The sequence below is a fragment of the Camelimonas fluminis genome (genome assembly GCF_014656355.1).
In the GTDB taxonomy this organism is placed as follows: domain Bacteria; phylum Pseudomonadota; class Alphaproteobacteria; order Rhizobiales; family Beijerinckiaceae; genus Camelimonas; species Camelimonas fluminis.
Window position 1 is genome coordinate 20,463 of sequence record NZ_BNCG01000002.1, and the last position, 13,081, is coordinate 33,543.

The 13,081-nt window shown below is 66.3% G+C and carries 7 protein-coding genes; 2 read left to right on the forward strand and 5 right to left on the reverse strand.

The window, feature by feature from the left end:
- The 3 genes from prfB to IE243_RS03445 form a co-directional block, all read right to left on the reverse strand.
- A protein-coding gene (prfB, locus tag IE243_RS03435) for a peptide chain release factor 2 (protein WP_191317961.1) occupies positions 1-1,115 on the reverse strand; the annotation gives its coding sequence in 2 pieces (ribosomal slippage) (positions 1-1,045 and positions 1,047-1,115; 1,114 coding nt annotated over the 2 pieces). This gene is flagged as partial in the annotation.
- A 216-nt stretch (positions 1,116-1,331) separates the two neighbouring features.
- A complete protein-coding gene (locus tag IE243_RS03440) occupies positions 1,332-3,791 on the reverse strand; it encodes a penicillin-binding protein 1A (RefSeq protein WP_191317962.1) in 2,460 nt (819 codons plus the stop codon).
- A 226-nt stretch (positions 3,792-4,017) separates the two neighbouring features.
- Entirely contained in the window at positions 4,018-5,361 is a 1,344-nt protein-coding gene (locus tag IE243_RS03445; RefSeq protein WP_191317963.1) for an N-acetylmuramoyl-L-alanine amidase, read from the reverse strand.
- Positions 5,362-5,991: 630 nt separating this feature from the next.
- On the opposite strand from IE243_RS03445, the gene IE243_RS03450 reads away from it, so the two are divergent.
- Positions 5,992-8,772: an Rne/Rng family ribonuclease gene (locus IE243_RS03450; protein WP_191317964.1), complete on the forward strand. Its 2,781-nt coding sequence runs from the start codon at positions 5,992-5,994 to the stop codon at positions 8,770-8,772.
- 86 nt (positions 8,773-8,858) lie between these two features.
- Here IE243_RS03450 and IE243_RS03455 read toward each other — a convergent pair whose 3' ends face one another.
- Both IE243_RS03455 and IE243_RS03460 read right to left on the reverse strand, forming a co-directional pair.
- The gene (locus IE243_RS03455) at positions 8,859-10,322 is read right to left on the reverse strand and encodes an MFS transporter (RefSeq protein WP_308432011.1); all 1,464 of its coding nucleotides are present in this window, start codon (positions 10,320-10,322) and stop codon (positions 8,859-8,861) included.
- Between the two features lie 105 nt (positions 10,323-10,427).
- Positions 10,428-11,609: a pyridoxal phosphate-dependent aminotransferase gene (locus IE243_RS03460; RefSeq protein ID WP_373301564.1), complete on the reverse strand. Its 1,182-nt coding sequence runs from the start codon at positions 11,607-11,609 to the stop codon at positions 10,428-10,430.
- Positions 11,610-12,191: 582 nt separating this feature from the next.
- Between IE243_RS03460 and IE243_RS03465 the strand changes: the two genes are divergently transcribed.
- A complete protein-coding gene (locus IE243_RS03465) occupies positions 12,192-12,929 on the forward strand; it encodes a DsbA family protein (RefSeq protein ID WP_373301565.1) in 738 nt (245 codons plus the stop codon).
- Positions 12,930-13,081 lie beyond the last annotated feature (152 nt).

The following is a 13,081-nucleotide window of genomic DNA, read 5'->3' on the forward strand; positions in this document are numbered from 1 at the left end:
CCACCTCGGCCGCGCCGCCATAGACGCGGTGCGCCAGGGCGGCTTCCACGAACGGATCGAGGTCGCCGTCCAGCACGTCGTCCGGGCTGGTGGATTGCACGCCGGTGCGGAGATCCTTCACCAGCTGGTAGGGCTGCAGAACGTAAGAGCGCAGCTGGTGTCCCCAGCCGATATCGGTCTTTGAGGCCGTTTCGGCGTTGGCTTTTTCCTCCCGCTTCTGCAACTCCGCCTCATACAGGCGGGCGCGCAGCATGTTCCACGCCGTGGCGCGGTTTTTGTGCTGGGAGCGCTCCTGCTGGCAGGCCACCACGATTCCAGTGGGAATGTGGGTGATGCGCACCGCCGAGTCGGTGGTGTTGACGTGCTGGCCGCCGGCGCCAGAGGCGCGGAAGGTGTCGATGCGGCAGTCCGATTCGTTAACGTCCACCTGGATGCGATCGTCCACCACCGGGTAGACCCAGGCGGAGGCGAAGCTGGTGTGGCGGCGCGCATTGGAATCGAACGGCGAAATCCGCACCAGCCGGTGCACGCCGGATTCGGTCTTCAGCCAGCCATAGGCGTTGTGCCCCTTGATCTGGAGCGTCGCGCCCTTGATGCCGGCTTCTTCGCCAGCGGTGTATTCGATCACGTCGACCTTGAAGCCCTTGCGCTCGGCCCAGCGGGTATACATGCGCAACAGCATGCTGGCCCAGTCCTGGCTTTCGGTGCCGCCAGCGCCGGAGTGGACTTCCAGATAGGTGTCGTTGGAGTCCGCCTCGCCCGAGAGCAGGGTCTCGATCTGGCGCCGGCCGGCTTCGGCGGCGACGGCGCGGATGGCTTCCTCGCCTTCCTTGACGATGTCGGCGTCGCCTTCCGCCTCGCCCATCTCGATGAGCTCGGCGGAATCGCCGAGGTCGCGCTCCATCCGTTCGATGGCGCTGATGCGCTCCTCCAGATCGGTGCGCTCGCGCATCAGCTTCTGGGCGGCGTCGGCGTCATTCCAGAACTCGGGGGATTCAGAAAGGGCGTTCAGCTCCGCCAGGCGTTTGACTGCGACATCCCAGTCAAAGATGCCTCCTCAGCAGTCCCACGGACTGCTTGGCCGCTTCTGCCAACGATTGGATTTCTGCACGCATGTCGATTCTTTTCCGGATACGCAAAAACGCTTGAAAGATGGGGCCGGGGTCGCCGCCCGATCATCCAGAGCACTTTCGACAAAAGTGGAAACCACCGTTCGTGAAGAAAATGCCTGAAATCACTTGGCTGGAGCGTCTGTGGCCACCCCTGGCTCGCCCCAGACGCTCTAGCCCTGCCCGTCCTTTATGTAAACCGTCGCCGGCGCGGGGTGCGGTTCAGAAACCGCCGCCTCCGCCGTCATACTCCTGCGACGGCTGATACGCCTGTGGCGCATCTTGCGACGATGCCTGGGGCGCTCCCTGGGGGCGCGGGGCGGATTCGCCTCCGGCCACATAGTCCGGCGGCGCGGTGCCCGGCTTGAAGGCTTCCAGAATCACAGCCCCGCCTTCGCCGCCGGCGCGCAGGCCGGTCTTGGCGTTGACCTTCACCAACTTGATTCCTGGCGGCACACGGAACGGCGTCGCCGGCTTGTCCTTCAGCGCCATGTTGAGGAAGTCGCGCACCACGGGCGCCGCCAGATGACCGGCGGTGACGCGGCCGCCCAGCGAACGGGGCTGGTCGTAGCCGAGATAAACGCCGACGGCCAGGTCTGGCGAGAAGCCGACGAACCACACGTCCTTGGCGTCGTTGGTGGTGCCGGTCTTGCCGGCGAGCGGCTTGCCCACAGCTTTGAGGATGGTGGCGGTGCCGCGCTGCACCACGCCCTCCAGGATATGGGTGATCTGGTAGGCGGTGAGCGGATCGATCACCTGCTCGCGCTTGTCGACCAGCGTTGGCTCGGCCTGGTTGGCCCAGCGGTCGGCGTTGCAGTTCTCGCAGATGCGTTCGTCATGGCGGTAGATGGTCTTGCCCCACCGGTCCTGGATGCGGTCGATCAGCGTCGGCTTGATGCGCTTGCCGCCGTTGGCGAACATCGAATAGGCCGCGGTCATGCGCATGACCGTGGTTTCGCCAGCGCCCAGCGACATGGGCAGATATTTCTGCAACTCGTCATAGACGCCAAAGCGGCGGGAATATTCGGCGATCACCGGCATGCCGATGTCGCGGGCCAGGCGCACGGTCATGACGTTGCGCGACTGCTCGATGCCGTAACGCAGGGTATGCGGGCCAGAGAACTTGCCGCTGTAGTTCTCGGGGCGCCACGGCGGCAGGCCCGGGCCCTGCTCGATTTCGATCGGCGAGTCGTAAACGGTGGTGGACGGCGTGTAGCCATTGTCCAGCGCAGTGGCGTAGACGATCGGCTTGAACGACGAGCCCGGCTGGCGTTGCGCCTGGGTGGCGCGGTTGAATTCGCTCTGGTCGAAGGAGAAGCCGCCGACCATGGCGAAGACGCGTCCGGTCAGCGGATCCATGGCCACCATGGCGCCCGAAATCGCCGGAATCTGGCGCAGACGATAGAAACCAGGCCGTTTCTCGATCGGCTCCGCGTAGATGACGTCGCCAGGCGACAGGAACGAGCCAGGCTTGCCCTTGCGCGTCCAGCGCACGCCGTCGGCGTCGATCTGGCCGGTCACCCGCCGCGTCTCGAGCGAGCCGTTGCCGATGCGCTCGGGCTGCATGCCAATGCGCACGCCGGATGCGGTGTTTTCCAGCACGACGGCGAGACGCCATGGCTGCACGTCGGTGAGGGTTTTCAGATCGCCGAGGGCCTTGCCCCAGTCCGCGGTCGCCCGCAGGTCGATCTTGTCCACTACCCCGTGCCAGCCGCGCGCCTCATCATAGCGCACCAGGCCGTCAACCAGCGCCTTGCGCGCCATGGCCTGCATGGTCGGGTCGAGCGTGGTCCGGACCGAGAGGCCGCCGTCATACAGCTTATTTTCGCCGTAGCGTTCGGCAATCTCGCGACGCACTTCCTCGGCGAAATAGCCCGCCGCATAGGTGTTGGGCGAGAGCGAGCGCGGCGAGACGCCCAGCGGTTGCTTGCGCGCCTGGTCGGCCTGCTCGCGGGTGATGTAGTCGTTCTCATACATGCGCTCGATCACCCAGTTACGGCGATCGGTCGCCGCGACAGTGTGGCGGAACGCATTGTAATTGTTGGGCGCCTTGGGCAACGCGGCCAGATAGGCGGCCTCGGCGACTGTCAGTTCGTGCACCGATTTGCCGAAATAGTTCAGCGCGGCGGCGGCGACGCCATAGTTGCCCGAGCCCAGATAGATCTCGTTCAGGTACAGCTCGAGAATCTTGTCCTTGGTGTAGGCGTTCTCGATGCGCAGGGCGACCAGCGCCTCGCGGATCTTGCGCTCGTAGCTACGCTCGTTGCCGACGAGGAAGTTCTTCGCCACCTGCTGGGTGATGGTCGAAGCGCCCTGCTCGCGCTGGCCGGAGTTCTTGCGGCCAACGTTCTGCACCACGGCGCGCAGGGTGCCGAACGGGTCGACGCCAACGTGGCTGTAGAAATTCTTGTCTTCGGCCGACAGGAAGGCTGCGACGACCTGGCGGGGAATCGCCTGGATCGGCAGGAACAGACGCCGCTCGCGCGCATATTCGGCCAACAGCCGGCCATCGCGGGCGTGGAAGCGGGTCATGACGGGCGGCTCGTAGTCCCGCAACTGGGTGTAATCCGGCAGATCCTGGGAATAATGCCAGATGAAATAGCCAACGGCCGCCGCGCCCACGACCGCGACCGTGAAAGCCAGCCCGAAGAGAAATGCAATGAAACGCAAAACAAAACGCATGCGAAGCTGGCCCGCCGTCTGCCGTTGACCGGACGTCGCGATACTGCGACCCGGAGAGAATGCGCGTTAACGATACGCGTGTTTACATGGTGACGCGCGCCGGCGCGAGTCGGCGGCGACCATCATGATTCCTAGTGTCGAATAGTCCCTGCTGGATATCAAAAGCGATGTGTGCGGCAAGATTCCGGCGCCGCGCGACAAATCCGCCGCAGGAGAACGCAGCGTTTCAGGGAATGTTCCCAGGGGCGGTCATCGGGGCGGTCATCGAGCGGCGCCCGTCGAAATACTGGTTGATGGCCTTGGCCAGGGCCGCCGTGGTGCGGTCGCGCCACTCGGGCGAGTTCATCAGATCGGCGTCGCGGGTGCTTGAAAGATAACCGATTTCCAGCAGCGCCGACGGCGTGTCGGGCGCGGTGAGCACAATGAAGCGCGCCGAGCGGTGCGGGTTCTTGTTCATGCGGATCACCTGGCCGAGGCCGCCGACCAGCTTTGTCGCCAGCACGTTCGAGAATGCCCGGGTTTCCCGCATGGTGAGGTCGAGCAGGATGTTCGCCACCTGGTCATTGTCGACCTGGGCGGTGACGCCGGCGGCGCGGTCCGCGTCGTTTTCCTTGTCGGCGAGTTGCGCCGATTCCGTATCGGTGGCCAGTTTCGAGCCCGTATAGACCGTGGCGCCGCGCACGCCCGGGCTTTCACGAAGAATGTCGGCGTGCACTGACAGAAAAAGGGCCGCCCGGTGTTGCTGGGCGATGCGCACCCGATCGCCCAGCGGCACGAACATGTCGCCCTCGCGGGTCATGATCACCCGATACCGCCCGGTGGCTTCGAGATGCTCGCGCAGGCGCTGGGCGAAAGCGAGGACGATGTCCTTTTCAACCAGTCCGGCGGAGTTGATGGCGCCGTTGTCGAGGCCGCCATGGCCGGGATCGAGCACGATGACCGGCCGGCGGTCGGCCTTGTCCGCCGGGGCCACGGCGGCGGGCGGCGGCGCCTGCCCGGCGCCCTGCCCGGCCGCGAGGCGCGCTTCCTTGTGGAAATGCGGCCGGTCGGCGCGCGTGATCTCGATTTCCAGGCGCGGCAGGGCGTTTTCCTGCTGAACCGTTGTGACGCGGGTGACGGTGGCCGGCGCGGCGAGATCAATGACGATGCGGGATTTTCCCGGCGCGAAGACGCCGTAGCGGAATGAGGCGGCGAGCCCCTTGCCGCGCCGCCCGGAGCCCTGGGGGAGCTGGAAGTTGACTTCGGGCAGTTCGATGACCGCCCGGTCCGGGCGCTCCATGACAAAGGCGCGGGCTTCGACCGGGCGCGATATGGTGAAGCCAAGGATCGTGACGCGGTTGTCGCCGGTTACGCTCACCGCATTGGTGACGGCGCGCGGTTCCGCCGGCGCGGCAAGGCGCGCGCCTGCGCCGTCGCCGCGCGCGTCGGGCGCCGCCAGAGCCGGGAGGCTGGCGGCCATGATGGCGGCCAGTGCCGCGCCGGCCGCCCAGTCGCGCGCCAGCCTGGCGGCTGGTTCGCGCCGGCTCCGTTTCGCTGCTTGTCCTTGCGGCGTCTGCGTCCCGTCCTGCATGCAGCTTGCTATAATACAGTTGCGGCCCTGCTTTAAGACCAGCGCGCTGCTCCAGCGCCATTTATATTAACGACGCCTGTTCCAGGCGGGCGGCCGGAGCCGTGGCGGCGGCCCGGCCGGGCGGAACATTCAACTTGCCAAGCACGGGGCCGGCTATGTATTGATGGTGTAACCCGCCGCAAATCGGCGCGCGTCTGCCAGATCGGCGGACGGCGCCAGTCGCCGGAACAGCCAGCGGATTTGACGCTCCCCGCGTCTTTCGATCCACGCGGCTGCACGACGGACTCTTTTCCGGATCGTGGCGGGGTGTTTTTTCAGCTGCTTGCGAGCAGTTTTTTGCCCGTAGCCCTTGGGTCTGCGTGGCGTCACGAGGAATTTTAATGGGCGCGCGCCGGGTTCTGGCCCAGTCCGATCTGCCATTGACCGCACAGGTTTGCGGCGGCGGTCGTTCGGGGCTGTCAGACGCGACGCGGCCTTCTCTCCTCCTTCGCTCCCCTCCACAATCATGCGCCGGTTATTCCAGCTACGGAGTCGCCTGGCGCAATCGCAGCCCCCGCAAGGGAAACCCGTCTCTGGCCGTTTGCCGGAGGCGCGCGCTTTTTCCGGGGCTTGCGACAACGGAAGTTCACTATGGCCAACAAGATGCTTATCGACGCGTCCCACCCGGAGGAAACCCGGGTGGTCGTGGTTCGCGGTCAGAAGGTTGAAGAATTCGATTTCGAATCGTCGAGCCGGCGCCAGCTCCGCGGCAACATCTATCTCGCCAAGGTCACCCGGGTAGAACCATCGCTTCAGGCGGCGTTCGTTGAATATGGCGGCAATCGCCACGGCTTCCTCGCGTTCAGCGAAATTCACCCTGACTATTACCAGATCCCCGTCGCCGACCGGCAGGCGCTGCTCGCCGAGCAGGCCGAGGAAGCCGCGCGCGAAGAGCAGGAAGAAGAGCGCGGCGCCCGTCGCCGTTCGCGCCGCGACCGCAGCATGCGGGCGCGCAACAGCGATTCCATTTCCGCCGAGGCGACCGGGACTGACGGCGAAGGCGCGGTCCAGGGCGATGAGGCGCGGGGCGACGCCGCCGTTGACGAAGTCGCGTTCGACGACGTGGGAGCGGTGACCGAGCTGTCATCGCCGGATGACGACGTGATCGAGACCCTGGGTGGGGACGCCGGCGGTGAAACCGCCGTGGACGCCGAAAATGGCGAGGGCGGTGACGACGGCGAGGATGAGGACGACTCCGTCGAGCAGGTCGGCGGCGCCGACGCGCTGGAAGAGGTTTCGGAGCGTCGCTTCCGCCCCAGCCGCCGCCAGTACAAAATTCAGGAAGTCATCAAGCGCCGGCAGATCCTGCTGGTCCAGGTGGTGAAGGAAGAGCGCGGCAACAAGGGCGCCGCCCTGACCACCTACCTCTCCCTCGCCGGCCGCTATTCGGTGCTGATGCCCAATACGGCGCGCGGCGGCGGCATCTCCCGCAAGATCACCAATTCGGGCGATCGCAAGCGCCTGAAGGAAATCGCCTCGGCGCTGGAAGTGCCGCAGGGCATGGGCATCATTCTGCGCACCGCCGGCGCCTCGCGCACGCCCCAGGAGGTGACGCGCGACTTCGAATATCTGCTGCGCCTGTGGGAGAGCGTGCGCGAACTCACCCTCAAGTCCTCGGCTCCGTGCCTGGTCTATGAGGAAGGCTCGCTGATCAAGCGCGCCATTCGCGACCTCTATAACAGCGATATCGACGACGTGCTGGTCTCCGGCGACGCCGGCTTCGGCGAGGCGCGCGATTTCATGCGCATGCTGATGCCGGACAACGCCGGCGTGGTGCGCCAGTACAAGGGCGCGCAACCGCTTTACGCCCATTATGGCGTGGAGCCGCAACTCGACGCCATGTTCTCCACCCATGTCACGCTGAAGTCGGGCGGTTATATCGTCATCAACCCGACAGAAGCGCTGGTGTCGATCGACGTGAACTCGGGACGCTCCACGCGCGAGCACTCGATCGAGGACACGGCGCTGCGCACCAATCTGGAAGCGGCGGAAGAGATTTCGCGCCAGCTCCGTCTGCGCGACCTCGCCGGCCTGATCGTGATCGATTTCATCGACATGGAGGAAGGTCGCAACAACCGCGCGGTTGAGAAGAAGCTCAAGGAGTGCCTGAAGAACGACCGGGCCCGCATCCAGGTCGGCCGCATCTCGCCGTTCGGCCTGATGGAAATGTCGCGCCAGCGCATCCGCACCGGCGTGCTGGAAAGCTCCTCGATCCCCTGCCCGCACTGCGCCGGCGCCGGCACGGTCCGCTCCGTGCCGTCGATCGCGCTGCAGGTGCTGCGCATGCTGGAGGAAGCGCTGATCCGCAATAACAGCCACAACCTCAACGTCCGCACCCGGACCGAGGTGGCGCTGTATATCCTCAACCAGAAGCGCAACCATTTGCGCGATCTGGAATCGCGCTTCGGCGTCGAGATCTGCGTGCTGGTCGACGATACGCTGATTGGCCAGACGCATTATCACCTGGAACGCGGCGAACCGGCCACCGGCGTGGCCAGGGCTCCGGCCACGGGCGTGCAGCTGGAAAGCTTCTTCGCCGACGACACGCAGGCGATCGAGGGCGAAGCCATCGAGATCGAGGCTGACGACGAGCGCGAGGAAGCCGCTGCTTCCGAGGGCGAGCAGAACGGCGATAATGGCGATGGTGAAAACCGCCGCCGCCGCCGCCGCCGCCGCCGCCGTGGTGGTCGCGGAGAGGACGACAACGGCTTTGAGGCCGCTGGCGAAAACGGCGACGAGGGCGACGACGCGACGGCTGAGGCCGGCGACGACGATGCTGTCGCTGGCGTTGCTGGCGCGGCCCGCGAGGCTGCCGGCCAGGAGGCGGTTAGCCAGAAGACTGTTAGCCACGAGATCGTTAACCAGGACGCGGTTGGCGAGGAGACGACTGGCCAGTTGACGGCTGGAGATGAGGCTGGCGCGGCGGATGCTGTGGCTGACGACAACGGCGAAGAGGCTGGCGAGCGTGGCGGACGTCGCCGTCGTCGCGGCCGCCGTGGCGGACGTCGCGACGAGCGCGATGGCGGTCCCTCCCTTGCTCCGGTCGCCGACTATCGTATCGACGACGCGGGCGAGCCGGCTGGCTTTGCCGAGAGCGCCGTGGTCGAGACCGGCGGCTGGACGCCCTTCGGCGCCAGCGAGCCGGAGACGCAGCCGCAAGCCGCCGTGGCGGCGCCTGTCGCCGCCAGCGAGCCTCGCGCCGCCGCCGTCGACACCAGCCAGGCTGAGCCGCAGGAAGCCGCAGCGGAAACCGCGCCGGACGCCGCCAGCATCGTCGCGGCGACGCCTGAGCCCGAGACCGTGGTGCTGACCCAGGAGGCTGACCCGGCCCGTCCCCGCCGCAGCGGCTGGTGGTCGCGGAAGGTTGGCTGACGCGCAGCTCCTGACAACATGACGAAAAACGCCCGTGACCATGTCGCGGGCGTTTTTGTTTGAACGCGAAGGGTCCGGGCCGGCTGTCAGTTGCTGCGCAGGGGCCGCTCTTCCATGCTGGCGAGAAAACCGGCGGAGATCAGTACGCCCAGCGCGGCCGCGCCGAAGATCCAGCGGAACACAAGGGCGAGCTGATGCGCGGCTTCCGGAGCCAGCGCGCCGGCAACGCGGACGCCTTCGCCCGAAAAGCCGACAGCGTGGCCCGCGAATGCGGCGCCGTTCAGCATGATGGCGCCGAAGGCGGCGACAATCAGCGCCGCGCCCATCTGGCGGAAGAAGTTCATGGCGGCCGTTGCGGTGCCAAGCTGGTGCAGGGCTACGGCGTTCTGGATCGAAATGGTGCACACCGGGAACAGGCTGCCGATGCCGGCGCTGGTCGCCGCCAGCAACGCGATGGTCATCCAGGTGGGGCGGGTTTCCAGGGTGAAGACCGCCAGGGCCAGCAGGCTGAGGCAGGAGATGGCGAGGCCGGTCAGCGCCACGCCCTTGTAACGGTTGAAGTACACCATGCTGCGGCCGGAGGCGGTGGCGCCGAACACGGTGGCGACCATCATCGGCGTGACCGCAAGGCCGGCGTCGGCCGTGCTGAACCCGCGGACGATCTCGAAATACAGAGGCGCATAGATGCTGAGGCCAACGAAGACGCCCATGCCGAAGCATGCCGCGATGCAGGCGCGGACGACGACCCGGTTGCGCAGGATGTCCAGCGGCATCAGCGGCTCTTCCGCCGTACGCACCCGGATGGCGAACAACGCCCACAGAACCAGCGAGACGCCGACCGCCGCGCCAATCGGCAGCGAGAACCAGGGATAACGGTGCCCGCCCCAGCCCATCGCCAGCAGCAGGCTGATGGTGGCGCCCATCAGCAGCAGCGCGCCGGCGAAGTCGAGGCGGTGGCGGCGCTCATGCCGGGGCAACCGCTTCAGCAGCCTGGCGCACAGCCACAGGGCGACGCCGCCGAGCGGCAGGTTGATCCAGAAGATCGCCGACCAGTGCAGGTGGCCTGACAGGAAGCCGCCGAGCGCTGGCCCGAGCAGGCTGGAGGTGGCGAAGACGCTGGCGACGTGGATCTGGTAGCGCGAGCGCTCCTTGGGCGTCAGCACGTCGGCGAGCACGGTCTGGGCAAGAGAGATCAGGCCGCCGCCGCCCAGCCCCTGGACGCCGCGCGCGATGATCAGCGAGATCATGTTCGGGGCCAGGGCGCAGGCGACGGAGCCCGCCAGAAACACGACGATGGCCGCCATCATCAGCGGCCGCCGCCCCCAGATGTCGCTGGCCTTGCCGTAGAGCGGCGTCACCGTCGTCGCGGCCAGCAGATAGATCGACACCACCCACGGCAGCAGGTCCGGATCGCCGAGATCACGGCCGATGGCGGCCAGCGCCGTTGCGACGATGGTCTGGTCGAGCGCCGCCAGGAACATGGCGAGGATGACGCCGCCGAGGATGGCGTAAATTTCCCTCTGGCTGAGCTTCGGGCGTTCGAAAGCCACGGAAGCCTCCGCCATGGGCGTGCTTGCAGATACGGACATGGAGCTGGCCTGTCGCGCCGCTGGTCGCGGCGTCCCTTTTCAATACCAGCCAGTCCTCGCCTGTTTTTATGCCCGGAGGGAGGCGGTTGCCAGAAAGGTTTTCAGACGGGCCATGCCCTCGACGCATGTCTCTTGCGAACCCGCGAAGGAAAAGCGCGCGAAATGCGCGCCCCGATGCGGGTCGAAATCGAGGCCAGGGGTAATGGCGACGCCGGCCTCATCAAGGAAGCGCCGGCAAAATTCCATCGAATCCGCCGCATGGCGCGAAACGTCCACATAGGCGTAGAAGGCGCCGTCCGCGGGCGCGGTCTCGAGGCCGAGGTCAGCAAGCGCGTTGAGAACGATGTCGCGGTTGCGTGCATAGCCGGCGCGCACCGCTTCCAGTTCGTCAATGGCGTCGAACGCCGCTTCGGCGGCGACCTGGCTGAGAAACGGCGTTGAGATGAAGAGGCTCTGCGCCAGCCGTTCGATGGGCCGCACCAGCGCCTGGGGAACCACCAGCCAGCCGATGCGCCAGCCGGTCATGCAATAGTATTTGGAGAAGGAGTTGACGACGATGGCGTCCGGCGTGGTCGCCAGCGCCGTGCTTGCCGGGGCGCCGTAATGCAGGCCGTGGTAGATTTCATCGGAAATCAGCCACAGGCCCTGCTCCCGGCACAGGGCGCCGATGGCCGCAAGCTCGTCTGGTCTGGCGATGACGCCGGTGGGATTCGACGGGCTCATGACCAGCACGCCGTCGAGCGGCCGCAACCGGGATACGGCGGCGATGGCCGCCGCCGTCATCGACCAGCCGCCGTTGGCGGCGCCGACCGGAATGTCGACCGTTTCCATCTCCAGGGCGTTGAAGATGTTGCGGTAGGCCGGATAGCCTGGACAGGCGCAGGCAATGCGCGCGCCGGTTTCGAACGCGGCGAGAAACGCGAGCATGAAGCCGCCGGATGAGCCGGTGGTGATGATGACCTGCTCCGCGTCAACGCTGACGCCATAGAGATCCTGGTAGCTGCGGGCGATGCGCTCCCGGAGCGACGGCAGGCCCAGCGCCTCGGTATAACCGATCTGGCCGCTGGCCATGGCGGCGCGCGCCGCTTCGAGTGGCCGGCGCGGCGTCGGCGCGGAGGGCTGCCCGATCTCCATATGCATGATATCCGCGCCCTGCCTTGCTTTTGCCCTGGCGGCGGACAACACATCCATGGCCAGAAACGGCGCGACTCGCGCGGTGCGACGGGACGGCGCCGGAACTGGCGGAATGACGGGCGGCACGGACAAGACAGCGCTCCAGTAAACGGGGCCGGACAGGCAAATCAGTTCTATAGCATCCGGGATAAGGGGCCGTCGCCTCCGTGTGCAAGGCGCGTCGTGAGCGGCCGCCTGGCGCGGAATCTGGCGGATTTTGGCGATATGCGCTCTCCTGCCCAGGTGGAAAACGCGGCGGAGCGTCCCCATTTGGGGATTTTCACGCGGTGAACGCGGATTATTGACTGCTATGGTTTACGGTGTGCGTGGCCGGGGTTTCTGGCCATGCCCGCCGGTGCAGCGATCATGTGAAGCCGGAGCGTTTTCCGGTCGGGCGACCTCGCCTGGCTGGAAAGCGCTTTTTGGGCGCTGCATTGACAATCGCGCCGTTACGACCGCCTGGCTTCGGGTTTATCGCCATTTGGGATTTCAGCGCCTGTTGTGGGCGCGGGCATGAAACAATTCATCATGCTGTTCAGGGTGCGAAGGATCGAACCGAACATGAACGCTTTTTCAGGAATTCACCGTTCCGCCGCCCGTCCCCTGACGGGCGTTTCCGGCTGGCGCCGTTTCGCGCTTGCCAGCGCGGCGGCCGTCATGGGCATGACATCGGTCGGCGGCATGGCCCAAGCCCAGGCTCCGGATTTCACGCCTGAGCAGAAGAAGGCCATCGAGTCGATCGTTCACAGCTACATCGTGGCGCATCCGGAAGTGCTCCAGGAAGCCATGGCCGAACTCGAGAAGCGCCAGCAGACGGCCCAGGAGGCCAAGCAGCAGCAGGCGCTCTCGACGGAAAAAGAAACGCTGCTGAAGAGCAAGAACGCTGTGGTCGTCGGCAATCCGGACGGCGACGTCACGCTGGTCGAGTTTTTTGACTACAACTGCGGCTTCTGCAAGCGCGCCGTAGGCGACGTGTCGCGCCTGATCAAGGGCGACGGCAAGCTGCGCGTGGTGATGCGCGACTTCCCGGTGCTGGGTCAGGAATCGCTGGAGGCGTCGCGGATCGCCCTGGCGGCCAAGCAGCAGCTCTCCGGCCAGGGCGCGCTGGACTATCACAAGCGCCTGATGGCCGTGAAGGGCCGCGTCGGCAAGGAGCAGGCTGAAGCCGTCGCCCGCGAGATGGGGCTCGACATGACCCGCCTCGCCAAGGACGCCAATTCTCCGGCCGTCGTCGACGCGCTCAAGGAAAGCCGCGAGCTTGGCGACAAGCTGGGCCTCACTGGCACGCCGTCGTTCGTCATCGGCGACACCATCATTCCTGGCGCCGTTGGCCATGACGCCATGGCGGAGGCCATCAAGTCCGTGCGTCAGTGCGGCAAGGCCAGCTGCGGCTAAGACCCGTTTGGGAATGCGGGGGCCTCCACGGCCGACGCCTTCCGGAGCAAGACAGATGGACGGGCGGCTGGCGACAGCCGCCCGTCCATTGCGTCTGGAGCCTGGCGGCTCCCTGGATCGCCCGGATCGCGTGGTTTCCTGGCGCGCCGCTC